We start from the raw sequence: 25303 nt of genomic DNA, 5'->3' as shown, positions 1-25303 counted from the left end.
CCCTTTTAATGATATCAAATGATGATATAAAAACAAAAAATTAAACCAGCTATTCTACTGCTTTAAATAAAACATCATCCTTTTTATAAAAGAGTTTAACCTTAATTGAAACGTTCAATACAAAAATCAACAACTTCAAGAAGTGCTAGTTTACAAGGATTGTCTGGGAAACAATTAAGAGAATCTTTAGCCAAATCACCATAATAACGCGCTCGAGATATAGTATCTTCAAGTGCATTACATGCCTTAATTAACATCAAGGCTTTTTCCAAATTTTCTTCACTATTGTTACCTTGCTGAATAACAGAATACCAAAATGCTTTCTCTTCATCTGAGCTTCTTTGAAATGCAAATATAACTGGTAAGGTAACTTTCCCACTACGGAGGTCATCTCCTATGTTCTTTCCTATCTTAAAAATGTTACCGCCATAATCAAGAACATCATCAATAAGTTGGAAAGCCATACCAAGATTCATGCCATAATCTTTTAAAGCCTTTTGAAAACAATCTTCTGTCCCTACAAGGATTGCCGCAACCTCTACCGCAGCAGAGAATAAAGATGCTGTTTTGGCCTTTATAATACTAATATAATCTTCTTCTGTTGTTTCAAGATTGTTTGACATTGTCAATTGAAGCACTTCACCTTCTGAAAGGGTACAAGCGACATTTGATAGAATATCTAATGATTTCATTGATTCTGTATGAACAATCATTTGGAATGCACTACTCAACAAATAGTCCCCGACAAGAATACTTGCTTGGTTCCCCCAAATTACATGTGCAGCAGGCTTTCCTCTTCGTAGTTCACTTTCATCCACGACATCATCATGTAAAAGTGTTGCTGTATGAATAAATTCAATACTAGCAGCAGCCAAATGTACACGCATATCACTACCAGAACCAAACATAGAAGCCGCTGCCAAAGTGAGCATAGGACGTAATCTCTTGCCCCCGGAGTCAATAATATGCCTTGCTACATTCGGAATCATTTTAACATCAGAACTTATTTTAGAAAAAATGAGCAAGTTTACGCTTTCCATATCTTTTCTTGTAAGTTCTTCCAACATTTTTACAGAAGCATATGTATCTTTTTTTTCTTCAGTAGCTATTTGGAGAACCAAAATCTATACTCCTAATTTATTATTCCTAAAATCACTATATATAAACCACATGATACATATCATAAAATATAAAAAAGTTTACAATAAAAACTAATGCTTTTCGAATAAAAATACTGTATTGAGAGCTTTTTAAAGAAATCAGTGTTTATAATTCATGTTATATGAAACTATTGATGCATTTCATGAAGGTAAGTTTTATTTAGTGCAACCTTCAACATGCGGTCATCGCTCAGGTATGGATGCAATGATCTTGGCATCTCTAGTTGAAGAACAAAATCCTTTCTATCTGGCAGACCTCGGAGCAGGAGCAGGAGCAGCAGGCCTTGCTGTTGCATCCAGACTAAGGAAAGCGCAAATTTTACTCGTTGAACGCTCTAATTTCATGGCAAAATTTGCACGTAAAACATTAACCTTACCTGCTAATAAAGAACTTTCTAAGCGTGTTTCTCTTATTGAGAGTGACGTCACTTTAACAGGAAAAAAAAGAATTTTATCTGGTCTCACTAATAATTTCTATAATCACGTCATTATGAATCCACCTTTTAATGACAGAATAGATAGCCTCACACCTGATAAAATCAAAGAAGAAGCACATGTAATGATTGATGATTTATTTGAAAAATGGATTCGTACAGCTTGTGCGATTATGAAACCTGGAGGACAATTATCTCTGATTGCTAAACCTCAATCAATTACACAAATCGTAGCTGCTTGCGAAAAACGTATTGGATCTATAGAAATAATTCCATTGTATCCACGTGAGGGAGAATGTGCTATACGCATTCTAGCAACAGGAATAAAAGGAGCTCGAGGTAAATTAGTCATGCGCTCTCCTATCTTCTTGCATAATTCAACAAACCAATCTTTTTCAACTTTTGTTAATGATCTTATTAATGGAAAGGCTGCTTTGCCACGTTTAAAACTATAAACTTCTTATATTAAGAATAAATATTAAAATTTATTTTTTACAGGGAGCATGAGTAATGCAAAAATTTTTATATTCATTGATATTATTTTGGGCCATATGGGCAATTTATCGTAAAGTAATTGTATATTCTTCTAACAAAAAGGAAAAAACTATGAATAAAAAAGACAAAATAAATACACTTGTAAAAGATGAAAAAACAGGTGAGTATCGGGTAAAAGATTTTTAAATCTTTTACGGGAAAAATTTTCTATATCATAAATGTTATTATTTTAATGTTTTTTTAAAAAAAGATAAAACGATCAAATATCGTTAGTTTTGATGGACTCCCTCAACTTGATAAATTGTAATCAACAAAAAAACTCTTCTCTTTCATTCCAGGAACTTATTCTAGTATTAACAAAATACTGGTCAAGTCAAGGATGTGTCATTTTACAACCATATGATATGGAAGTTGGAGCTGGAACTTTCCATCCAGCAACAGTACTCCGTGCTCTAGGTGTAAATCCTTGGAAAACAGCTTATGTACAACCATCACGTCGTCCTTCAGACGGACGTTACGCTGAAAATCCAAATCGTTTACAGCATTATTACCAATATCAAGTCATGCTGAAACCTAACCCTCCTAATTTACAAGAACTTTATATTGATTCTCTTCAAGCTATAGGTATAGACCCTTTAATGCATGATATACGTTTTGTGGAAGATGACTGGGAGAGTCCCACTCTTGGAGCGTGGGGATTAGGGTGGGAATGTTTATGTGATGGAATGGAGATATCACAATTCACATACTTTCAACAAGTTTGCGGAATTGAATGTTCCCCTGTATCTGGAGAAATAACCTACGGATTAGAACGGCTTGCAATGTATGTACAAGGCATAGATAATGTCTATGACGTTGTATTCGCCACTCACGCCGATGGACACAAAGTCCGCTATAGAGATTTGTTCTTGCAGGCTGAACAAGAATATTCTCGATATAATTTCGAATATGCTAATGTAAAAAATTTACATAATCACTTCATCGATGCCGAAAAAGAATGTCTTGATATTCTAGCTACTGGTGCCTCTAAAAAAAACTACTGATCCTCATAAATGTGTCTTACCTGCATATGACCAATGCATAAAAGCATCGCACCTTTTCAATCTTCTTGATGCAAGGGGTGTAATATCTGTTGTCGAACGTCAAAGTTATATTCTTAGAGTACGAACATTAGCTAAAGCTTGCGGTGAAGCATTTTTACTAACTGATGCAGGAGGACTTTCAAATACGAAGAAAAAAACTTCCCAGTGATTTAAAAACTCCTTAGAAAAGTCTTCTACCCCATGAAGTCAGTATCAATACTGCAAATTCCATCTCTGAAACAAATCAATTACAAAAATTTATAATTTTTTGCGCATTCGGTCAAGTTTCTCAATCGAATGAAAAGCATTAGACCTAAAGAGGTGCGTATATAAAAACATTGAGAAGAACCACGCTCGGCTGCACAACGTGCGAGCCAGCATACGTTGCGAAATACCCTCAATAATACTCTGGATTTTGCTGAAACGTTTTATTCTATCTTCTAGTCTCACAAAACAGCCATATAACTCATAAAAATGAACTATATACCTCAAATTACTCAATCCAAAAGAAACGGATAATAATATTTCCTCTCATTAATTAGTACAAAAACGCTCTTCTCCATTATAATCAATATAGGTACCAGTATTTTCATTAAATGAATTGTATCTCCTGTAACAATACATACGCCACTCATCAGTCCAAGGAGTTAAACGATTTCTATATACAATTATTGGTGGTTGTGGTTGCTCGTAAACATAAACTCTACGAGGTGGTGGCGGTGGTGGACGATCAGATATCATTCCACCCACTACCATACCTGTTGCAAAACCAACAATTCCACCAACAAGAGCATCATTATTGTGATGATGATGATGCCACCTAGGAGGAGGAGGAGGTCCCCACGGTCGCGGAGGAGGAGGTGGTCCCCAATGATATGCTCTCCAGTCATGCGCTTGAACTTGCAAAAATGAAGTTTGAAGACTCAATGTTATCCCTAAAAGAACGACAAGAGATTTTTTAAATGTCTTCTTCATGATATCCTCCTATTACTTCTAGATACCTTCTAGAACATCACGCATAGAATGCTTGTACTAAACCAATCCTGAATTTAAAATGAATAACACAAAATTTACTAACTGACTTCATGACCTTTATTTTATTATGAAAAACTCGTCTGATAGTTTTTAAAATTATTTTCTCTTATATTAATAGAATATCTTATAGACAGTTTATATATGGCAATTATATGAAGTTAACTTATTGTAAAAGGAAAGCTTATACCGATTCATGTATTGAAGAATAAAGAAACTTAGTCTAATAAATCAAAAAATATTTTTCTATTTATAAGAATCAGCACCCGTAGCTCAGCTGGATAGAGTGTTGGATTCCGATTCCAAAGGTCACAGGTTCGAATCCTGTCGGGTGCGCCACAACATCTAGACAAAATAAGTTTGCAAAAATATTTTTTCCCTTTGGGAATAAATTGAGAAAGAAAACTACCGCTCCAGAAACAATAAATTGTAGGTTTAGAAAAAAATTCTCTGAAAACTTTTGAAAAAAGTCTTTATATTTTTTAATAAAGGATTTCAAGAAATAGCGCTCTCAAGCTTTTTAAAAAGTATCAATCCATGGTATATCATTTTAATTTCAGTGCATATAACAATGACATATCATATTTTACCTAGAAATTTCTATGAAAATGATACACTGTATGTTGCAGAACATCTCTTAGGAAAGATATTAAAGTTTTATCACTATCAAGGCTTTATTACTGAAGTTGAAGCGTATATAGGACAAGACGATCCTGCTTGCCATGCTGCAAAAGGTTATACTCCTAGAACTTCTGTTATGTTTGGCCTTCCTGGATTTTCATATGTTTATTTTATTTACGGAATGTATTATTGTCTCAATATTGTTACAGAAAAAGAAGGGTTTCCTGCTGCAGTATTAATCAGAGGAATATATTTAATCAAACCCTACAATCTTAAAATAAATGGACCAGGAAAATTATGCAAGCATCTAGATATTTCAAAAGTTAATAATTCTTGTGATTTAACAAACAATCATGATTTTTGTGTTTATAATACTGAAAAAAAACCTGAATACATTCGAACTCCTAGAATTGGGATAAAAAAAGGAACAGAAAATCTTTGGCGGTTTAAAGTTTTATCAGATAAAAACCTACTCCCATAAAGGTTTATTTAAGGATTCTATTACATGTATCGAAGATGTTTATGCAATTACATTTTACAAAAATCTTAAAAAATGATCCTATAAAAAAACAAATTATATCCCTTATGTTAAAGTTTTAATGGCTTTAATAGAAACTATTCAGTGAACAGTTTTTAGCGCCATATTATAATTATTATTTTAAAAAATTAGAAAGTTATTTATGTGTAAATTTGATATTACAACCCAAGCTGTTCACGCAGGAATAGAATCTGATACGCAATTTCATTCAGTTATACCTCCTCTCTATTTATCTACAAATTACCTCTATAAAGATATAGGTCAACCAGGTCCTTATGATTATTCCCGTGGCAAAAATCCAACTAGAGATCTCTTGGGAGATACACTTGCAAAAATGGAAGGTGGATCAAGCTGTATAATCACTTCCAGCGGCATGGCTGCTTTAGGACTTGTTCTTGAACTTATACCGGACGGGGGAACAATTTTATCCGGACACGATTGTTACGGAGGGACATGGCGTCTGCTTGATGCATGGTCACGTAAGGGGCGTTATAATGTTCATTTCATTGATTTTACAGATCCCTCTACTGTAAATAAAGCTTTTTCTTACAAACCTGCCTTAATTTGGATTGAAACTCCATCCAATCCTTTGCTACGCATTATAGATATCCGGCATATAGCTCAAATAGCCCATGAAAATGGAGCAATATGTGTTGTAGATAATACATTTTTATCTCCTATATTACAGCGTCCTCTTGAGCTTGGGGCTGATATTGTTGTTCATTCAACAACAAAATATATCAATGGTCATAGCGATGTTATAGGAGGCGCGGTAATCACACGTGATGTCGAATTAGGGAATCAATTAAAATGGTGGGCAAACTGTATTGGTTTTACTGGCAGTGCCTTTGATAGTTATCTTGTTATGCGAGGACTCCGAACATTGGGACCAAGGTTCCGAGTACATCAAGAAAACACAGAAGTTTTGATTAACTTTCTTAACGAACATCCTGCCGTTAAACACCTCTATTGGCCAGGATTAAAAAAACACCCTGGCCATGAAATAGCATTAAAGCAGCAATCCGGTTTTGGTGCTATATTCAGTTTCGAACTGTTTGGTGATGAAACAACTGTTAAGGCATTTCTTAAAAGCTTGAAGCTATTCTCTCTCGCTGAATCTTTAGGAGGAGTCGAAAGTTTAATAACACATCCAGCAAGCATGACTCATTCAGCGATGGGTGCAGAAGTACGCAAAAAAGCAGGTATCAGTGATCAACTCCTCAGACTTTCAATAGGTCTAGAAGCTATCACAGACCTTAAAAAAGACCTTGAAGACGGACTTACCGAAGCTCTAAAAACACTAGAGTAGTGTTTATGGATTATAACTTATATTCTTGTAAAGCAGCCCCACCTTAGCGATTGAGAAAATGATCTCTTAGCAAAGAAAAGCGTTATTTCCATCATTTACTAGCTAAAAACCATGGCTTTATCGTAACAAATATTCCTTAACAAAAAACTCTTAAGAATACACAAGATACAAAATACTATTATCCTAATCTCAAGAGATTTAAAGGTCTCATGATCAAACTGCTCCTGAAAGAATAATACTCTTCTTGACGTTTAATTAAAAATTGACTTAAATGCATTAAGTCTAAAAGCTAAGCTCTCATATTGAGAGAAATACTGTAATTACATGACTTTAAGAAATTTACAAAAAATTTTAATAGAAATCTTCTTAATTAAGAAATTCCTAAAAGAATACAGCTGGTTTTATTAAAGTGATCATGTTATGATTATTATAAGTTATTGGCTTTACAATTATCTTTAAAGACTGCTTATAAAACATTTAGACTTTGTTGTGTAACCATGAAATTAATGTATATATTTTGTACAGCGTTTTTTTGGAATTCCTTATTCATTGTACCAATATATGCAAATCAAAAAGTAAACCTTTACCCTGGAGAAAAACTGAAGGTACTTAATTCTGTTTCTAAAGATATTGTTTTACATGGATGGACTCGTATAGGAAAAGGGATTGTTTATCTTTTACCTGTAAAAAAAGGAGAACATCTTAAAATTATCTTCTCATCAAGATCGCATTTTTCTAACCTTGCCATGTTTGATTTATTACAAGATGATAATATAGAAGCTATCTATTCTTCAGATATTGATGGTAATGATTACGTTCTGAATTCAGATACAGAAAAAACCCTTTTACTCAGAGTCTATTACCCTAAAGTGAATCGTAGACGAGGGCTAGGAGTTCCGTACACGATACATATCCAGAAAACCCAATAAATAAAATCTCTGACTTGAAAAAACACATATAAATTGTGTTAAAATTTATGGACCAATTTTATGGTGAAAATTCTATCTATCACTGATGCCAATGCTATCAAAATCGCCTGTGAGTTTTTAGAAGCTGGAATACCTATTGCTATTCCAACTGAAACTGTTTACGGGCTAGCAGTTGACTCAAGAAACCCTCTTGCTATTCGTCGTCTTTATGAAATTAAAAAAAGGCCCCTCTTCAATCCTTTGATATGCCATGTAGCAGACATATCTATGGCTTGCAAATATGTAAACTTTGACCCAGTTTCGTTGCGTTTGGCAAAAGCATTCTGGCCAGGACCTTTAACACTGAATTTGCCTTTATCTTCTCACAACACTATTCATCCTTTAGCAACTGCCAATCTCAAAACAATTTGTATCCGAGTTCCATGTGGCTTTTCTAACAAACTTATTCTTGCCTATAATTACCCATTAACTATCCCTTCTGCTAATCTTTCTGGAAGAATAAGTCTAACTTGTGCAAAGGATATCCAGGCAACCTTTGGAGACAATGTTCCCCTTATTCTTGACGGTGGAAATTCAAAAATAGGATTGGAATCAACAATTATTAAAGTTAAACTTGACGGACAATTACAAATGTTACGCCCTGGTGGATTGGAAGCTGAAAAAATTGAAGATATCTCTGAAACGAAAATAGATCGAGCGTATCTCTCCATCAGTGACATATCAAAAATAGAATCGCCAGGAACTTTAAAATCACATTATGCCCCGCGAGCCTTAGTAAGGCTTGAAGCCACCCATGTTAATCCTGGGGAAGCTTTGATCCGATTTAAAAATATGTCTATACGAAATATAGAAAACGCCTCCCTTATTCTTGACTTAAGTGTTTCTGGAAATTTAAAAGAAGCAGCAGCCAATCTTTTTGCGTACATGAAAATAGCTGATGATACTGGTGTTTCTTCTATTGCTTTCACCAAAATACCCAATCATGGAATTGGAGAGGCAATCAACGACAGGCTTACTAGAGCAGCTGCTCCTCGTAATTAATTTAATCCTTTTAGGAAAAAACATATGAAAACTCTTCCTGATGATCTCCTAAAAAAATTTACAGCAATTGTTGGGGAATCCAGAGCATTACATCAGCCAACAGCTATTTCTCCATATCTCACTGAATATAGAGGCCGTTATAATGGCAGTTCTCCTTTAGTGCTCCTTCCTTCCTGCACCCAGGAAGTATCCAGAATTCTACAACTTGCAAACGCAACAAAAACTACAATTACTCCACAAGGAGGAAATACTGGACTAGTGGGTGGACAAACCCCACGACAAGGAGAAAATGACATCGTTCTCTCATTGGAACTCATGAACCACATTCGAGAGATTGATTCAATAGGAAACACCATTTCTGTTGATGCCGGTTGCAAACTTGCTGATATCCAGAAAATAGCAAAAGATAATAACAGGCTTTTTCCCCTTTCTCTCCCTTCAGAAGAATCCTGCCAGATTGGAGGTAATATAGCAACTAATGCAGGAGGAGTTTCTGTATTGGCTTATGGAAATATGAGACAACTGTGTTTAGGTCTAGAAGTTGTCCTTCCTAACGGTGAAATATGGGATGGTATGTATAAGCTCGTGAAAGATAACAGTGGCTATGATTTGCGTGACTTATTTATTGGTTCAGAAGGTACTCTCGGAGTAATAACCGGCGCAATACTAAAACTGTTTCCGAATCCTATCGGACATCAAGTAGCGCTAGCTGCTGTATCTTCTCCCAAAGATGCATTACAAGTTTTACAACTTTCTAGATCTATAGCAGATAATACTCTAAAAAGCTTTGAATTTATTGCTCTTTCCGCAATACAATTCATTATCAAACATACAGATAATAAGCTCCCAGCTCCTTTAAAAAACTCACACCCTTGGTATATTCTCATTGATATTGCTTCCACAGAAAGCGAAATTCGAGCTTATCAAATAATCACTGAAATACTGAATGAAAGTATTTCAAGGAATATTATTCTTGAAGCAAAATTAGCATCCTCTGAAGAAGAAGCTAATAAAATATGGAATATCCGAAAGAAAATCTCCTTAGCTCAAAGTCAGGAAGGAAAATCTATTAAACATGACATCTCTGTACCTTTAGACAAGATACCTTACTTTTTGCTCGAAGCAGAAAAAAAAATTCTTTCTACCTTTCCGGAGGCACGCATATGCTGCTTCGGACATCTTGGTGATGGAAATATTCACTTTAACATCTTTCCTCCTCTTAATGCAAGCGAAGACCAATTTACAGAACATTGGGATAAAATCAGTAATCTTGTTCATTCTATTGTTTTATCATATAATGGATCAATTGCAGCTGAACACGGGATAGGACAGCTTAAAAGAGATTATCTTGAGAAAATATCTTCAAAAACAAAAATTACAATCATGAAAAAAATAAAAAGAGCACTTGATCCCGTTGGAATTATGAATCCTGGAAAAGTTATTTCAATCTAGAACATAACACTTTCTGAACGTAAACACAGAGTACTGTAAAAAGAGAAAAATCTGAAAAATACCTTTAACTGATAATTTTAATTTACTTCTATGGACATGATTTTTATTGATATCAATTACACTTATACAGCAGTGCGTGCTTGTACTGCAGCGATTAGTGTACCTTCATCAAGGTAATCTAATTCACTGCCAACCGGAATGCCGTGCGCTAAGCGTGTAATCTTAATATCAAAAGAATTAAGCTGATCAATAATATAATGAGCTGTAGTTTGTCCCTCAATGGTAGCATTAATAGCTATAATTAGTTCATGTACTTGATTTGTTTTTAGTCTTGTTATAAGGGATTGAATATTAAGTGTTTCTGGACCAATCCCATCAAGCGGAGAAAGAGTTCCTCCAATAACGTGATACAATGCATTCATTGCACCAGAACGCTCTAATGCCCATAAATCCGCAACATCTTCAATTACAATAATAACTGAATGATCACGTTTTTTATCTGTACAAATTGTACAAGGATCAACTGTATCTATATTACCGCACTGAGAACATACGCAAACTTTTTCATATGCTTCAACCATAGCTTGAGATAATGGCCCCAATAATTGATTCTTTTTTTTTACAAGATGTAGAGCTGCCCGTCGAGCAGACCGAGGTCCTAACCCTGATATTCTGGCTAAAAGCTGGATAAGCTTTTCAATTTCTGGTCCAGTTACTTTTTTTGACATTCCAAACTTTAATCTAAAAAGAAAAAATATGAGGGGAAATAAACTTATAAATGTTCTCACTGGAACAGAGAGATTGAATGCTCTGATGTATATTATCTTAAAGCTATAAATCCCCCAACTAAATAATAACTTTGTGATAACTCACCATTAAATTAATGCACCAACTAAATGCCCATAGTTAGGATCTATATATTTTTATAAGGGAAGCTTAAATCCAGGAGGAAGTGATAGCCCATCAGTAACTCCACGCGTTTTTTCTAACATACGTGCTTCAATTTTTTTCTTGGCATCCTTATGAGCTGCAATAATAAGATCTTCTAATATTTCAATTTCCTCTTTTTTACATAAAGATGAATCAATCTTTAGACCCAAAAGTTCATTCTTACCATTTAAACGTACATGAACTAAACCACCTCCAGAGACACCTTCCTCTTCAATTTTTACGATATCCTCTTGTATTTTCTCCATCTTTTCTTGGAGTTCTTTTACTTTTCCCATCATATTCATAATATTATTCATAAATAATCTTACCTCATTAACAATTTACAACTATATTTTTTATAAAACATACCCTCTAGATGCTGAATCTATTTTTTATGGATCATCATCCATATATATATCAGAAACCTTTGCACCAGGAAAACATTCAACAGCTGCTAATACATCTGGATCTTTCTGCATATTTTTAAATATAATATCCTTTGATGTTTCTGTAACTTTCTTTACAGAATTCTCTTCTTTCGAAGCTAAATTTATAGTCCACTGCATTCCAGTCCAATCTTTAAGCTTTATAGCTAACTGATGTAAAAAAGCTGAAGGAGCTCCTTCAGCAAGATATACTTCTAACTGTCCTGGTTTTAAACGCACAACACGCAAAAACTCCTGTATTAGAGTCTTTATTTTAAAATCATTATTTTTTTCACACAAGTCTAAAATTTCTTCCACTGAAGAAACTTTAGTCTTAACATCATTCTTAAGTGTATCATGTAAATTCAATACCTTATTATCTTTATATGAATCGATATTATTTTTCTCTTCAATTTTAACAGAAACTTGATGATGATTGACATCAGATGAATCTGAAGATGCAAAAATAATATCCTTTTCCGGTTTTTTTCCTTCTTTATCCTTCAAAATAAGACGAACTACTTCCTCTGGTGAAGGTAAATAAGCTGCTGCATAAGCCAATCTAATTAAAACCATTTCAGTTGCGCCTACCGGACGCATACAATTTTCCACCTCAGAAATACCCTTCACAAGCATTTGCCAAATATGTGAAAGAAGGGTAACAGGAACTTCACGAGCATATTCAATAGCACACAAACTTTCTATCTCACTAAGCGAATCATCTTTCACTGTTTCTGGCACATATTTCAAACGTGTTACCACATGTGTAAAATCGGCAAGATCTGTAAGTAATGTTACAGGATTAACTCCCGCTTCATATTGTTCTGAAAATTCACGTAAAGCACTAGCAACATCCCCTTTTACTAAATAACCAAATAAATCAATAATACGTTTCCGGTCAGCAAGCGCTAACATATAACGAACTTTTTGAGCCTCAATACGTCCTTCTCCTTGAGCAATAGCCTGATCAAGAAGAGATAGTCCATCACGAGCAGATCCTTCAGACATTCTTGCAATGATTGCGATTGCCTCTGCCTCTGCCTCTATAGATTCCTTCACCAAGATTTTCGTAAATAATTCAATAAGACTACCTACAGGTATACGCCGCAAATCAAATCTTTGACACCGTGATAACACCGTTATTGGAACTTTCCGAATTTCCGTAGTAGCAAATATAAACTTTACATATGGAGGTGGCTCTTCCAGAGTTTTTAAGAGACCATTAAATGCTGCTGTTGATAGCATATGAACTTCGTCAATAATATAAACCTTATATCGAGCCAATACAGGTCTATATCGAACTTGTTCAACAATTTCACGGATATCATCAATACCTGTATGAGAGGCCGCATCTATTTCAACAACATCAACATGCTGCCCTCTCATAATATCATGGCAATGCTGACCAAAACTTTTAAACGTTATTGTTGGAAAATCTATCTCAGCGTTCTTATAATTTAATGCCCGGGCTATAATCCGAGCAGTTGTAGTTTTACCAACCCCACGAACACCAGATAACATATAAGCATGTGCTATACGCCCTGTTTCAAAAGCATTAGTTAGAGTCCTAATCATAGGCTCTTGACCAACCATCATATCTGAAAAATCAACAGGACGATATTTTCTTGCTAACACATAATAGCTATCAGCAACTTTATTTAAAGAAAATTCGTTCATTGGAATCAAAAATAAAACTCTAAAGTGAGAGATTGAAACTGTGACCCGCTACGAACGTTAGAGCTGCTTCTTTCCAGACCTGACCCGGTTAGCGATCAACACGTCCACATCCCAACCTCTCACAACATATATTGGCAATATTTTCATAAAATACAAGCTAATCTTAAAAACTAAGTGGTGTAAATATATAATTAATTTCAAAGAAAACAAAATCACCGCCTGCAAAAACAGATTAAGTGTCATGACTAATAACATAATATGAATATAAAAAGGCTGTTTGCTATGAAAAGAATTTCATATAGTATCAACTTTATTTACACATTTTTTAGATTTTTATCTTTAATTATTATGTGTTTTTTATATCAAATTATTTATTGAATTTTTATTTGATATAATTTTATTATCAATTTTGTATCTATTTCACTCCAAACCAAGAGGGCATTAAAATGAGTGGCCATCTTGTTTTATTATACAATACATATAACAGTTTAAAGCTTGAGCGAAAATCATTTTCTAAAATATGCTTTAATATATCCCAAAAGTGGATATCCGTGCAAATAAGATTTTTTTTTCTTTTCATAATAATAGCCTTATTCTTAGTACATCAAACAGTTGTTGCTCAAAATTTACCTAAAGGTCCAAGCGGTCTTCCTTTACCACGTTTTGTGACAATAAAATCTAACAAAACAAATCTGCGGGTTGGTCCTAGTAAGGATTATCCTGTTTCTTGGATGTATCTGAAGTCAGGCCTTCCAGTTGAAATTATTCAAGAATATGATTCTTGGCGGCGTATCCGTGATGTTGATGGCACCGAAGGATGGGTTAATCAATGGTTACTTTCAGGACAAAGATCTGCATTGGTTGCTCCTTGGTTATTGCATAAGCATACCAAAAAAATTTATATTGATATGTATAAAGAAGCAAATAAAACATCAAGAATTATTGCAAAGCTTGAACCTGGAGTTCTTCTTAAGATAAATGAATGCAATGGCAATTGGTGCGAAGGAAGAAGTTCTGACATACAAGGCTGGATAGAACAAAACAAAATTTGGGGAGCTTACCCTGGAGAAGTATTTAAATAAGATAATTTATATTTTAATAATAACATGTCATAACTAATTTTTTATAGTTAATCATACTTTTAAAGTATCACTAACTATAAGAATCTTTTATTATTGTAATGATTGAAATATAATGTTTGGATACAGCCTCCTCAAAAATTATAGACAAACTCCTTATTACAGAAAAGTCTAAATTTATGCAGCATCAATGTACGAATCATATTGTGATTATCATTCCAGCACGTATGTCATCAACAAGATTCCCCGGAAAAGTACTCTCCAATATTAACGGAGTTCCTATGGTTATTCATGTTGCCAACATCGCACGTGCAGTAAATATTGGACGCGTAATAATTGCTACTGACCATCCAATTATACAAAATACCGTTTCCTCTGCTGGATTTGAAACAATAATGACCCATAGCAATCATGTATCAGGTTCTGATCGTATATTTGAAGCTCTTAATTTAATAGATCTAGAACATAAGACTGAAATTGTTGTTAATGTTCAAGCAGATCTACCAACAATCAAACCCGAAGTTATATTAGCAACATTAATGCCATTACAAGACCATTCCGTTGATATTGGAACTGTTGCAAGTAATATTACGCATGAAGAAGAAACGAATGATCCAAATGTTGTCAAAGTAATAGGCTCCTCTATAAACGACAATAGATTGCGCGCACTTTACTTTACACGTGCAAGAGCACCTTATGGTATAGGTCCCTTTTACCAGCATATTGGAATTTATGCTTATAAACGTAAAGCATTAGAACGTTTCATTAAATTGGAACCATCTCCTTTAGAAAAAAGAGAGTCTCTTGAACAATTGCGTGCTTTGGAAAATAACATGCGTATTGATGTTGAACTTATAAAAACTCAAATTATTGGAGTCGATACACCAGCAGATTTAGAGAAAGTTCGTCTTTTATTATCTCAATGTGATTCTTAATCAGAGCTATTGTCGTATGAAAAAAATACAAAATAAAATCGCATTTCAGGGTGATTTTGGTGCCAACTCTGATACAGCTTGCCGAAATATGTTTCCGGATGCACAAACTATTCCTTGCATGACTTTTGATGATGTATTTACATGTCTTGCTAATGAAGAAGTTAATTTAGCAATGATACCTTTCGAGAATACTTTAGCGGGACGTGTAGCAGAGATACATCAATTATTACCAGAAACTTCGTTTCATATTATTGGTGAGTATTTTATGCCTATTCACTTACAACTCATGGCTATAAAAGGAGTAACAAAAGATGAAATCTGTACAGTACATAGTCATATTCATGCTTTAAGCCAATGTCGTAAGTTCCTAAAAAAAAATGGATGGCTTCCTGTAGCTGTTTATGATACTGCTGGTGCCGCAAAGAAAGTTGCTATTCAACGTAATCGTACAATGGCAGCCCTTGCTCCACGATTAGCGGCTTCACTTTACGAATTAAATATTCTATCCGAAAATGTAGAGGATTCCAAAAGTAATATAACACGCTTTATAATTATTTCACGTGATAAAAAATGGGCTGAACCAAACCCATCTGAAAAAATAATAACTTCTTTGCTTTTTAATCTACGAAATATACCTTCAGCACTTTATAAAGCTTTGGGAGCTTTTGCTACTAATTCTGTGAACATGACAAAACTTGAAGGATATCAAGTTGATGGGAAATTTTCGACAACTCAATTTTATGCAGATATTGAAGGTCATCCAACTTATGAGGGAGTAACCTCAGCTCTTGAAGAATTACTTTTTTTTTCCGAGCGAGTATTAATTCTTGGAGTCTATAAAGGAGATTCAATGCGCAATTTACTGTAAATTTTATAACTTAACACTCAATGTTAATTATAATCTATATTGTTATTTGAAAGCTGTATAAATCTTGCTTTGCAGGCTAATGTAGAAAATTGTTCTTTATCGCTACCCGTCATGAAAACTTGTGCACCAATATCGTTCACTATATCGAAAAGCACAGCTCTTCTTTTTTTATCCAGATGCGCAGCAATTTCATCTAATAGTAAAATAGGTCTAAAACCAGTTGTAGAAGATATTAAGCGTGCATGAGCTAAAAAAATACTCATTAGAAGCACTTTTTGCTCTCCTGTTGAAGACTGATGAGCTTTCAAATTATTTTCAGAATGATATACGATTAAGTCGCTTCGATGCGGGCCTTCAAGAGTGCGTCCTGCTATAGCATCACGTTTGCGATATTTACATAAAATTGCAGCATATTCTTTTTGTAACTCCAATATATTATTATCAAGTTTGTTGTCCATAAATCCTGAGATACCTAACCTGGCACTCGGAAAATATTTTTTTTGGGAACTTTCTACATCCGCAATAAGGAGAGATAACTTAGATATCATCTCAGCACGTGTACGCTCTATTGCAATACCTAATTCAGCCATTTGAGACTCAATAGCAGAGAGCCATGATGGATCAAATCGACCTTCAGTTAATAAACGATTACGATCACGCATTAATTTTTCAAAATTAATGATATAGCTTCCATGTCTTGGATCAAAAGAAAATACCATTCTATCAAGAAAACGACGCCTATCCGTAACTGGCCCACTAAAAATTCGATCCATGGAAGGAACTAACCAATTTATTCGTAAGTAATTGTTTAACTCGTCTACACCACGTACTTTTACACCATTGATACGTAATCGACGTACGAGTGTATTGTCTTTTACTTCCAACTTTATCAAAATTTCTGCTGGCCCTGTGATACCTTCTACATCAGCAAAGATAGAAAAATTAGAAGAAGAACCTATACGTCTTATATCTCTATAAGATGCAAGACGTAACCCACGCCCAGGTGATAGAAATGAAATTGCTTCCAGAATATTAGTCTTCCCTATTCCATTCTCACCAAGTATCACAACACAGGGTGTATCAAACTTAAGTAGCAAAGAATCATAATTACGAAATTCAGTAAGCTTTAGAATATTAAGTTTTATTCTTTGGATCATAAAGACTATTTCATCTAAAAACTAAATTAAAAAATAGAGCTTAACTCATTATACTCAAAATCTAATTTCAGATGATTTTATTCTTCCTAAAAATATCAAGAATAACTCCAGCTCCTATTTCTCCGGCTGGCATAGAAGTCTTAATACGATTTTGAAGCACTCGGAAACTAGCTAACATAGCTTGACGTTGTAAAGTATCACATGTGAGTTCTTCCATCCAACGCGCTAACGCACCATAACGTATTGCCTCATTGAAATATTCAGGTATCGCTGGATAATCAATAATAAGGTTTGGTAAAGCACATGTCCATGTTGTTATGTATTTACTTAGATTGAGAACATTTACAATCCAGTCTAATTTATAAACTGATACTACAGGAATACTACAGAGAGCCAACTCAAAAACAACTGTACCCGATGTTGCTAGTGCTGCATCGGCTTCGGCAAAAGCCTGCCACTTTTCTTCTTTTCTTCCAACAATGATTTCAGGTTTTTTATCCCAGCTTAAAATCATGCGACGTAACAATTGCTCTCTAGAAGGAATGGTTACTAAGCCAAAAGATAAAGAGGCATTCCTTTCAAGAAGAAAATTCATCGTCTCTCTAAAAACAGGTAAAATATTTACAATCTCTTTTGTTCTTGAACCAGGCAAAAGAAGAATTCTTTTATTAGAACAATTAGAAATTTTCTTGTCTTCCTGTCTATTACCAACTCTGATAACATCAGAACAACTGCTTAATGGATGACCAATAAATGTTGTAACAGGTCCTTTAAGCTTATACATAACCTCTGGCTCAAAAGGAAACAGAGCAAGAATATGATCAATATAGGATATCATCTTACGGGCACGTTCTTGCCTCCAAGCCCAAACACTTGGGCACACATAATTGATAATTGGAAGAACTGGCAATTTATTTCGAACACCCTTTGCAACACGATGCGTAAAATCAGGGCTATCAACAATAATTAATAAATCAGGTTTAGCAGAAACAATTGCTTGAATCGTTTTATGAATAAGAAAAAGTAATCGAGGCAACCTTTTAATAACACTTGTTATTCCCATTACTGATATTTCAGAAATATCAAATAATGAAACCAACCCTTCTTTTTTTAAAGAATTACCTCCTACCCCAACTAGAGTTATCGGAATAGGAACAATATTTTTTAAAGCTCTTATCAGATCTCCTCCTAGAAAATCTCCTGATTCTTCACCAGCAATAATAGCAATTTTAACTGAACTTCTTACCATAAAGCACTTTTTTCTAATCCTCGATCAATTCCATAAATAAAAAGACCTGCTTCATTTGCAACACGAATTAAATCATCCTGTTCTAAAACAAGTGATTTACCAGATTCTAAAACAATCCCTGCAAGACCTGCTTTAATTGCATTTTTAATTGTTAAAAGACCAATAGCAGGAAGATCCGCACGTATATCTTGTTGTGATTTGCACATCTTTACCAAAACTCCACGACCACAAGAATAAATTCTTCCAGAACTCTTAAGAGGCCCTATTCGTTCAAGCATAGCATCAGTTCCTTCAGCACCTTCTAAAGCAACAACCCGTCCACCAACACTTATTACACCTTGTCCAATATCAAGTGAACCAAGAGCATCAGCGGCTCTCATAGCAGATAGTATATCTCTCTTATCTTTACGTCCAGGAACATGGACTCCTAAAGGACCTGTCTTAGCAAGAAGATTTGGTACAACTTCATGTGCGCCTATAACTTTTACACCATTATCTTCAATCATTTCAATCACTATTTTGAGAATAGCCGCATCCCCAGCTGAAATCAATTGACTCATAAACTTGGGCAGGAAGAATAGACTTCTCCATTCCCAACGTAACTGTCTTAATTTAGGTCGACAACTTATTGAACCTGAAATTACAATTCGATTTATACTATGCTCTTTGATGAGCTTACTTATATAACGAAAATTTCCAATTGAGACATGATATATTGTAAATTCTTTCCAATCCGCATGGACATCATCTACAATGGAAACTATAATAGGTTCATCATTATTAAATCTTGCGGCTTGAGCAACATATACTGGAAGCATTCCAGATCCTGCTATTATAAGAAGACGTCCTTTACTCAAAAAAGTGCCCTTTTGTCTGATGAGGAGACGATAAATGACGTTGCCTATCTAAAAGGATAAAATCCAAAATATCTAAAGCCTCTGAACAATGAGAATATTGTTCACGAATAGCTTCTGCTTTTTCATGTATAGAATGTTGATCTTTAAAAATGGCATTATAAACTTCTCGCACAATATGAATCTTAGTACGATCAATTCCAAAACGTTTCATGCCTACAACATTAATTCCACGAAGAACAGCTGGAATTCCATACGCCATACCATAAGGAATTACATCATGAGCAACAGCAGTGAAACCACTTACAAAAGCCTGACACCCAATGCGGGTGAATTGATGTGCAGCAGAACCACCACCAAATATTGCTCGATCGCCAACAATTACATGCCCAGCAATCATGACATTATTAGATAAAACAACATCATTACCAATCATACAATCATGAGCTATATGAACATTAGTAAGAAAGGTATTACGATCTCCTATCGTAGTTTTTCCAAGATATTCAACGGTTCCTCTATTTATTGTAACACCTTCACGAATTACACATCGTTTACCAATATATAACTCAGTACCAAGCGAACTATGATTTATACTTTGAGTTTCTCCGCCTATTACTGCCATAGGAAAAATAGTTGTAAAATCTTCAATTGTAGTTTTTCCCATAACAATACAATTTGATATTAACCTTACACCAACTCCGAGTTTTACTTCTGAACCTACTTTACAAAATGGACCTATAACAGTATCTTCACCAATGATAGCTCCTTCCTCTACTATAGACATTGGGTGAATAACAACGGATTTAGCAAAAGAATTCATTCTTTTTCCTTACCTTCATACATCATCACAGCTCCTATTTTTGCTTCTGCTACACCACAACCATTAACTTTTGCATAACAAATAAATTTCCAAATATCAGGCATACGATATTTTAATTTAAATACATGATATTCTAAACAATCACCAGGAATAACCGGTCTGCGAAACCGAGCACTATCAATCGTAGTCAAATAAACATAACTGTTTTTCTGATTACCTTTCTTCATAGCACAAATTGCACCTGCTGTTTGAGCCATACCTTCAAGAAGTAATACACCAGGCATCACAGGTCTTCCTGGAAAATGTCCAACAAAATATTGTTCATTGTACGTAACATTCTTGATCCCAATAGCAGAATCATCACCATTGATATTAATAATACGATCCACAAGCAAAAATGGATAGCGATGCGGCAAAAAATTCATAAGCTTAATGATATCTAGAGAACTCAAATTCACTTCTCTTTCACTACTCATCTTTGTTTCTTATCCTTTTAGAATAACTTTTTTTTGATCTAAGCTTTACCAACTCAATAAGATAATCTTTTATAGGACGGGCCGGCATACCGCCATAAGATGCCCCAGAAGGAACACTCCCCATGACACCACTTCTTGAAGCTAATTTAACTCCATCACCAATAGTAATATGTCCTGTGATACCGCATTGACCTCCTATTAAAACACCATCACCAATACGAACAGAACCAGCAATTCCAACTTGACCAGAGATTATACAATGACACCCTATATAAACATTATGCGCTATTTGAACCTGGTTATCTATTTTTGTTCCTTCACCAATGACAGTATCATCCATTGCACCACGATCAACAGTAGTATTAGCACCAATTTCAACATTATCTTGAATAATCACTCTGCCAATTTGTACAAGTTTAAGTATAGATTCTTTTCCTAGCGCATAACCAAAACCATCTTGACCGATTTTAACACCATTATGCAATATAACACCATTACCAATAAAAGCAGAAAAAACACTAGAACCAGATGAAATGCTACAATTACGTCCAATTTTAACATGAGGACCAATGACCACTCCTGGCCCTATATACGTACCGGAACCAATCTCAACATCAGAACCAATAACTGCCATTAGTTCAATTGTAATGTCACTCTCTAACTTTGCAGTATTATCCACAAATGCAGCTGAAGAAAGACCCTTGAATCCTAAAATAACAGAACTAGGACACATCGCATCTGGATAGAGCAAATAACCGGCAAGGGCAAAAGCTTCCTCTGGTGAAGAGGATAGCAAAACAGCAATATGATCTGGAATAAAAGCCCTCATATCAGAATTACAAATAATGGCAGACGCATAACAACTCTCAAGATCTGGAATAAACTTTCTTGAAATAATATACGCAACATCTCCTTCTTTTGCACGAGCAATAGGAGCAATAGAATAAATAATTCTATTGCCATAATCTTTATTCATCAACTCAACATTGATAGAATGAGCCAGTTGTGAAAGAGAAATTCCAGCCTTGGAAGGAGTAAAAAACTTTAAATTCTCTATCAAAGAGATCTCCTACGTTAACCTAATTTAATCTACATCTTGTTATCTAGAATCGATTTCCTAAAGAAAAACTAATACGTCTTAATCTGTCATAAGGCTCCTTATGCAAAGGAACTGCATAATAAACCCCTATATCTCCGATAGGAGAATGCCACATTAAACCTACCCCTGCAGAAACACGAAAAGATGGACTATCTCCTTGCAATGGACCAGAACTTCCTATGTCAACAGAATTACCATAAAGTGTTCCCGCATTAACAAAAAAAGAACCACGCAAATTCAAATCTCTTGGCAATAAAGGTAAAGGAAAATTACTTTCTGCTCCTGCAGTAAAATAAGTGTTACCACCTACAGGATCACCATTCGCCATACGAGGACCTATACCTTTGTTTTTAAATCCACGCAACTCCTCTGGATTAAACATGAATTGATCAAATATGTATAGCTTTCCATTTATAGGCATCACGTGACCAGCCCCAGCACTTACAGAACCAATGACATCCGCATCATCTATAAGAAGCTGAAAATAACTAACCTTACCCAATACTTTATAATACTTAGAATCTCCTCCCAAACCAGCATATTCATGAGTGAATTTTGCCAAAATACCTTCTCGAGGAAGAAGATGATTATCTAAAGTATCATAAGCAATTGTCTGAGAAACAGCTGAAGTGTTCCATTTACCAACACGAATAAGCTCTCTATAAGGATCAGAAAGGTTAGCAGGATTCTTCCAGTCACCTATACCCTTATAATTCATATGTTTATAGCTATATCGAAATGTGTTTCCTATCTCTTCAGTTATTGGAACAGTTACACGCAAATCAACACCATGCTCTCGTTCAGAAAAAAACGTATTATCTGAAGATTGAACTGCGGAAAGATCAAAACCAGCCGCAATACGGTGCCCGAGAAAATATGGCTCAGTAAAACTTAAATTATAACTTCTTGACTTACTATCCCCAGCACCAGCCGCTATGCGAATATATTGTCCCCGCCCAAAAAAATTATGCTCTTCAACACTAGCCTCTAATCCAAAAACACCCCTACCAGAATATGTAGTACCAATACCAGCCCTACCTGTAGACTGCTCCTGAACCTCTACAACCAAAATAACACGATCTGGAGCACTACCTAAAACCTTGGAAATATTTACAGAAGTAAAATACCCTGTATCCATTAAACGACGCTTAGCAGTTGTAATCATAGATTCATTCAGCGCATCACCTTCACTCAAGTCGAACTCACGCCGAATAATAAAATCACGGGAATAAACATTACCTCTTATATCTATACGCTCTAAATAAATACGCTCACCTTTATCAACGAGATATTCAACATTCGCGGCTGATGTCTGCAAGTTACGACTTATTCTTGAGGTTATCTTAATAAAAGGTTTTCCGATAGATGTCAGATATCCTGACATTGCCTCAATACTTTTCTCGACTTTATTAAAATTATAAACATCACGAGTTTTTGTTTGTATAAATTTACGCAACTTATCAGGATCAATATCCTGAACACTTGATTGGACACTAATATTACCAAATTTATACCGCGCACCTTCATTAATATTGAAAGTCAAAGAATAAGAATTCTTAGCTTGATCAAAAAAAGCCTGTGAAGAAACAATCTGGAAGTCTGCGTAACCTCTTTCAGAATAAAACTTGCGAATAGCTTCGCCATCAGCATCTAATTTTTCTTTACTATATATATCACTGCGAGTTATGAAAGAAATAATATTAGACTGACGAGATATTATAGCACTTCTTAACCGAACAGCAGAATATGCCTTGTTTCCTACAAAATTAATCTTCCCAAGTTTGGTTCTTCCCCCTTCATTGATGACATAAGCAAGATTAACCCTTCCTTCACCCACTGAGAAAACTTGTGAAGAAACTGAAACTTCTGAACGACCTATCGCACTATAAGCCTTCTTAATAGCACTTATATCAGAATCAACAAGCACACGACTATATGCTACAGTAGGACGAGCTTTTACAATCAACTGAAGCTTATCATCCTTTATATTTTTATTTCCATTAAAAACCACCTGATTGATAAGATCATTTTCTTTTACAAATACAATAAGTACTGAACCAGAAACAGATATCTTGACATCAGAAAAATACCCTGTCCTATAAAGCCTCCTTAAAGAATCATCTATTTCTTCTCCAGAAAAAACCTTTCCAGGCGATATTACAATATTAGAACGAATTGAATCGGCACTAACACGACGAATACCTCGCACTTCTATTTTCTTTACAACAGACGCACTTGCTTCATTTGAATATAATGACAAAGAAACTATCAACTCAAGACAAAGAACACTAGCATAAACCACGTTTGACAATAAAGCTTTCGAAAGCTTTCGTTTCTCCATAATACTCCAAACCTTTTACACGTTTTCTAATCGATAACTATATAAAAAAAACTCATCGAACCAACCTATCCTATTTTATTGCATAAACAAAACAATTAATTAAAGATTAATCTAATTTATTATTAAATGTAACTTAATTACCGCTATTCTTCAAAAAATCTTATTGTTTAAATGAGTTTATTAAACCAGAAACATCATTTCGAGTTGCAACAACCGTTAACACAAGAACCAAAATTAACCCAATCTGTAAAACAATTTTTTCTGATAGCTCTCCTAAAGGCTTGCCTCGAACAGCCTCAAGGAAATATAACATCAAATGTCCACCATCAAGAATTGGAATAGGCATTAAATTAATCAAACCAACAGACAACGAAATAAAAGCTAAAAATCTAACAAGAGCCTCAAATCCTATATCTGACATATGTTTTGCAATTTTTGCCACACCAATCGGACCAGTAATCTGATCACTCTTCATTTGCCCAGAAAGAACATTATAAAAATATTGCAAAGTAGCTTTAACAATATCATGTATTTCATATAATCCCATGAAAAAAGCTTCAGGTAAAGTTAGGAATTGATGCTTGCTTTTAACACTATATACCTTAAGACCTATCAAAGGAACTGAAACTTTTTGACCCAAAGCATTAGTTATTTTTTCCATACGAGGAGTTATTGCAAACTTCACGAAGTCCTTATCTTGACGCTTTAATATGAAAATCATCTCCTTTTTGGGATGCGACTGTACATAAAGCATAACATCCTGAAAAGAAGATATTTGATGGCCATCAACAGACACAAGCAAATCCCCTGGCTTAATTCCAGCTTCTGCAGCAGGACTTCCAGGTTCAATTTGTGAAACGATAGGATCAATAATAATTATTCCATTTTTATAAAAAAGAAATGTAAAAATCATTGCTGTCATCAAAAAATTTGCTAATGGACCAGCAACAACAACCAATGACCTTTTCCAAAGACTTGCACCTAAAAAAGAATTCTGACCCTTATCCTTAGAGTTTTTAACAACAGAAGATGCGCTCTGAACATGTGAACTTCTTTCTCCACCTAAAAAACGAACATAGCCTCCAAGTGGAATAGCAGAAAACTTCCAACGCACCCCAGAACGACTCATAAAACCAAAAATTTCCGGCCCAAATCCCAAAGAAAAAACTACCGCTTGTATACCACATAAACGACCTGCTATATAATGGCCAAATTCATGAACAAGAACAACCAAATAAATAACACTCAAAAATGGAATAACATAACTTAAAACAAAGGACATCTTTAGCCCCCTTTC

Annotated in this window: 23 protein-coding genes, 1 tRNA gene, 1 other RNA gene and 1 pseudogene; 12 read left to right on the top strand and 14 right to left on the bottom strand. The window is 34.7% G+C overall.

Going from position 1 to position 25303, the window contains the following annotated elements; translation table 11 throughout:
- Positions 1–101: 101 nt before the first annotated feature.
- Positions 102–1121, bottom strand: coding sequence for a polyprenyl synthetase family protein (locus tag B488_RS00345; RefSeq protein WP_015272489.1), 1020 nt, complete (start codon positions 1119–1121; stop codon positions 102–104).
- Between the two features lie 154 nt (positions 1122–1275).
- On the opposite strand from B488_RS00345, the gene B488_RS00340 reads away from it, so the two are divergent.
- The 3 genes and pseudogenes from B488_RS00340 to B488_RS00335 all read left to right on the top strand — a co-directional run bounded on the left by B488_RS00340 (position 1276) and on the right by B488_RS00335 (position 3340).
- Entirely contained in the window at positions 1276–2049 is a 774-nt protein-coding gene (locus tag B488_RS00340) for a tRNA1(Val) (adenine(37)-N6)-methyltransferase (protein ID WP_015272488.1), read from the top strand.
- Between the two features lie 55 nt (positions 2050–2104).
- Complete coding sequence (locus B488_RS07125; RefSeq protein WP_015272487.1) at positions 2105–2275, top strand: hypothetical protein; 171 nt, start codon at positions 2105–2107, stop codon at positions 2273–2275.
- 92 nt (positions 2276–2367) lie between these two features.
- Positions 2368–3340 (top strand): annotated as a pseudogene (locus B488_RS00335) (glycine--tRNA ligase subunit alpha).
- 365 nt (positions 3341–3705) lie between these two features.
- Here B488_RS00335 and B488_RS06760 read toward each other — a convergent pair.
- Positions 3706–4146, bottom strand: coding sequence for a BA14K family protein (locus B488_RS06760; RefSeq protein WP_015272485.1), 441 nt, complete (start codon positions 4144–4146; stop codon positions 3706–3708).
- A 319-nt stretch (positions 4147–4465) separates the two neighbouring features.
- Here B488_RS06760 and B488_RS00325 point away from each other — a divergent pair.
- The 6 genes from B488_RS00325 (at position 4466) to B488_RS00300 (ending at position 10093) form a co-directional block, all read left to right on the top strand.
- A tRNA-Arg gene (locus B488_RS00325) sits at positions 4466–4542 on the top strand.
- Between the two features lie 232 nt (positions 4543–4774).
- Positions 4775–5305, top strand: a complete 531-nt coding sequence (locus tag B488_RS00320; RefSeq protein ID WP_041770853.1) for a DNA-3-methyladenine glycosylase — start codon at positions 4775–4777, stop codon at positions 5303–5305.
- Positions 5306–5504: 199 nt separating this feature from the next.
- Positions 5505–6671: a cystathionine gamma-synthase gene (gene metB, locus B488_RS00315; RefSeq protein WP_015272483.1), complete on the top strand. Its 1167-nt coding sequence runs from the start codon at positions 5505–5507 to the stop codon at positions 6669–6671.
- A 506-nt stretch (positions 6672–7177) separates the two neighbouring features.
- Positions 7178–7600, top strand: a complete 423-nt coding sequence (locus tag B488_RS00310; protein ID WP_015272482.1) for a hypothetical protein — start codon at positions 7178–7180, stop codon at positions 7598–7600.
- A gap of 60 nt (positions 7601–7660) precedes the next feature.
- Positions 7661–8641: an L-threonylcarbamoyladenylate synthase gene (locus B488_RS00305; RefSeq protein WP_015272481.1), complete on the top strand. Its 981-nt coding sequence runs from the start codon at positions 7661–7663 to the stop codon at positions 8639–8641.
- A 24-nt stretch (positions 8642–8665) separates the two neighbouring features.
- The gene (locus B488_RS00300; RefSeq protein ID WP_015272480.1) at positions 8666–10093 is read left to right on the top strand and encodes an FAD-binding oxidoreductase; all 1428 of its coding nucleotides are present in this window, start codon (positions 8666–8668) and stop codon (positions 10091–10093) included.
- 122 nt (positions 10094–10215) lie between these two features.
- Here the strand turns inward: B488_RS00300 and recR are convergent, their stop codons facing one another.
- The 4 genes from recR to ffs all read right to left on the bottom strand — a co-directional run bounded on the left by recR (position 10216) and on the right by ffs (position 13241).
- Complete coding sequence (gene recR / locus B488_RS00295) at positions 10216–10821, bottom strand: recombination mediator RecR (RefSeq protein ID WP_015272479.1); 606 nt, start codon at positions 10819–10821, stop codon at positions 10216–10218.
- A gap of 195 nt (positions 10822–11016) precedes the next feature.
- A complete protein-coding gene (locus B488_RS00290; RefSeq protein WP_015272478.1) occupies positions 11017–11340 on the bottom strand; it encodes a YbaB/EbfC family nucleoid-associated protein in 324 nt (107 codons plus the stop codon).
- Between the two features lie 75 nt (positions 11341–11415).
- Positions 11416–13125, bottom strand: a complete 1710-nt coding sequence (locus B488_RS00285) for a DNA polymerase III subunit gamma/tau (protein ID WP_041770849.1) — start codon at positions 13123–13125, stop codon at positions 11416–11418.
- Between the two features lie 22 nt (positions 13126–13147).
- Positions 13148–13241, bottom strand: an RNA gene (ffs, locus tag B488_RS06960) — signal recognition particle sRNA small type.
- Positions 13242–13571: 330 nt separating this feature from the next.
- Between ffs and B488_RS00280 the strand changes: the two genes are divergently transcribed.
- The 3 genes from B488_RS00280 (at position 13572) to B488_RS00270 (ending at position 16007) form a co-directional block, all read left to right on the top strand.
- Entirely contained in the window at positions 13572–14207 is a 636-nt protein-coding gene (locus B488_RS00280; protein WP_015272476.1) for an SH3 domain-containing protein, read from the top strand.
- Positions 14208–14383: 176 nt separating this feature from the next.
- Complete coding sequence (locus B488_RS00275) at positions 14384–15139, top strand: 3-deoxy-manno-octulosonate cytidylyltransferase (RefSeq protein ID WP_015272475.1); 756 nt, start codon at positions 14384–14386, stop codon at positions 15137–15139.
- A 16-nt stretch (positions 15140–15155) separates the two neighbouring features.
- Entirely contained in the window at positions 15156–16007 is an 852-nt protein-coding gene (locus B488_RS00270; RefSeq protein ID WP_015272474.1) for a prephenate dehydratase, read from the top strand.
- Between the two features lie 23 nt (positions 16008–16030).
- Here the strand turns inward: B488_RS00270 and recF are convergent, their stop codons facing one another.
- The 8 genes from recF to rseP form a co-directional block, all read right to left on the bottom strand.
- Positions 16031–17164 carry a DNA replication/repair protein RecF gene (gene recF / locus B488_RS00265; protein ID WP_015272473.1) on the bottom strand — a complete coding sequence of 378 codons (1134 nt, stop codon included), beginning with the start codon at positions 17162–17164 and terminating at the stop codon, positions 16031–16033.
- Positions 17165–17231: 67 nt separating this feature from the next.
- On the bottom strand, positions 17232–18413 hold the full coding sequence (gene lpxB / locus B488_RS00260) for a lipid-A-disaccharide synthase (protein ID WP_015272472.1): 1182 nt from the start codon (positions 18411–18413) through the stop codon (positions 17232–17234).
- Entirely contained in the window at positions 18407–19270 is an 864-nt protein-coding gene (locus tag B488_RS00255; protein ID WP_015272471.1) for an LpxI family protein, read from the bottom strand. Before B488_RS00255 ends, lpxB begins: the two co-directional genes overlap by 7 nt.
- Positions 19263–20090, bottom strand: coding sequence for an acyl-ACP--UDP-N-acetylglucosamine O-acyltransferase (gene lpxA, locus B488_RS00250; RefSeq protein WP_015272470.1), 828 nt, complete (start codon positions 20088–20090; stop codon positions 19263–19265). The genes B488_RS00255 and lpxA overlap by 8 nt, the downstream gene beginning before the upstream one ends.
- The gene (fabZ, locus tag B488_RS00245) at positions 20087–20566 is read right to left on the bottom strand and encodes a 3-hydroxyacyl-ACP dehydratase FabZ (RefSeq protein ID WP_015272469.1); all 480 of its coding nucleotides are present in this window, start codon (positions 20564–20566) and stop codon (positions 20087–20089) included. Before fabZ ends, lpxA begins: the two co-directional genes overlap by 4 nt.
- Positions 20559–21623: a UDP-3-O-(3-hydroxymyristoyl)glucosamine N-acyltransferase gene (gene lpxD, locus B488_RS00240; RefSeq protein WP_041770845.1), complete on the bottom strand. Its 1065-nt coding sequence runs from the start codon at positions 21621–21623 to the stop codon at positions 20559–20561. The genes fabZ and lpxD overlap by 8 nt, the downstream gene beginning before the upstream one ends.
- Positions 21624–21669: 46 nt before the next feature.
- Complete coding sequence (bamA, locus tag B488_RS00235; protein WP_015272467.1) at positions 21670–24006, bottom strand: outer membrane protein assembly factor BamA; 2337 nt, start codon at positions 24004–24006, stop codon at positions 21670–21672.
- A gap of 160 nt (positions 24007–24166) precedes the next feature.
- Entirely contained in the window at positions 24167–25288 is a 1122-nt protein-coding gene (gene rseP, locus B488_RS00230) for an RIP metalloprotease RseP (protein WP_015272466.1), read from the bottom strand.
- Positions 25289–25303: the final 15 nt, after the last annotated feature.

Source organism: Liberibacter crescens BT-1, assembly GCF_000325745.1.
In the GTDB taxonomy this organism is placed as follows: Bacteria; Pseudomonadota; Alphaproteobacteria; order Rhizobiales; family Rhizobiaceae; genus Liberibacter; species Liberibacter crescens.
This window is presented reverse-complemented; position numbering and strand designations above follow the sequence as displayed.

Bases quoted from the DNA above. Each gene is read 5' to 3' on its own strand.
- B488_RS00275 (WP_015272475.1), top strand. From the start codon at position 14,384: ATGCAGCATCAATGTACGAATCATATTGTGATTATCATTCCAGCACGT.
- B488_RS00290 (WP_015272478.1), bottom strand. From the start codon at position 11,340: ATGAATAATATTATGAATATGATGGGAAAAGTAAAAGAACTCCAAGAA.
- rseP (WP_015272466.1), bottom strand. From the start codon at position 25,288: ATGTCCTTTGTTTTAAGTTATGTTATTCCATTTTTGAGTGTTATTTAT.
- B488_RS00300 (WP_015272480.1), top strand. From the start codon at position 8,666: ATGAAAACTCTTCCTGATGATCTCCTAAAAAAATTTACAGCAATTGTT.
- recR (WP_015272479.1), bottom strand. From the start codon at position 10,821: ATGTCAAAAAAAGTAACTGGACCAGAAATTGAAAAGCTTATCCAGCTT.
- lpxA (WP_015272470.1), bottom strand. From the start codon at position 20,090: ATGAATTCTTTTGCTAAATCCGTTGTTATTCACCCAATGTCTATAGTA.
- B488_RS00280 (WP_015272476.1), top strand. From the start codon at position 13,572: ATGAGTGGCCATCTTGTTTTATTATACAATACATATAACAGTTTAAAG.
- B488_RS00285 (WP_041770849.1), bottom strand. From the start codon at position 13,125: ATGAACGAATTTTCTTTAAATAAAGTTGCTGATAGCTATTATGTGTTA.
- B488_RS00340 (WP_015272488.1), top strand. From the start codon at position 1,276: ATGTTATATGAAACTATTGATGCATTTCATGAAGGTAAGTTTTATTTA.
- B488_RS06760 (WP_015272485.1), bottom strand. From the start codon at position 4,146: ATGAAGAAGACATTTAAAAAATCTCTTGTCGTTCTTTTAGGGATAACA.
- metB (WP_015272483.1), top strand. From the start codon at position 5,505: ATGTGTAAATTTGATATTACAACCCAAGCTGTTCACGCAGGAATAGAA.
- bamA (WP_015272467.1), bottom strand. From the start codon at position 24,006: ATGGAGAAACGAAAGCTTTCGAAAGCTTTATTGTCAAACGTGGTTTAT.
- B488_RS00320 (WP_041770853.1), top strand. From the start codon at position 4,775: ATGACATATCATATTTTACCTAGAAATTTCTATGAAAATGATACACTG.
- B488_RS00305 (WP_015272481.1), top strand. From the start codon at position 7,661: ATGGTGAAAATTCTATCTATCACTGATGCCAATGCTATCAAAATCGCC.
- B488_RS00270 (WP_015272474.1), top strand. From the start codon at position 15,156: ATGAAAAAAATACAAAATAAAATCGCATTTCAGGGTGATTTTGGTGCC.
- lpxB (WP_015272472.1), bottom strand. From the start codon at position 18,413: ATGGTAAGAAGTTCAGTTAAAATTGCTATTATTGCTGGTGAAGAATCA.
- recF (WP_015272473.1), bottom strand. From the start codon at position 17,164: ATGATCCAAAGAATAAAACTTAATATTCTAAAGCTTACTGAATTTCGT.
- B488_RS00310 (WP_015272482.1), top strand. From the start codon at position 7,178: ATGTATATATTTTGTACAGCGTTTTTTTGGAATTCCTTATTCATTGTA.
- B488_RS07125 (WP_015272487.1), top strand. From the start codon at position 2,105: ATGCAAAAATTTTTATATTCATTGATATTATTTTGGGCCATATGGGCA.
- fabZ (WP_015272469.1), bottom strand. From the start codon at position 20,566: ATGAGTAGTGAAAGAGAAGTGAATTTGAGTTCTCTAGATATCATTAAG.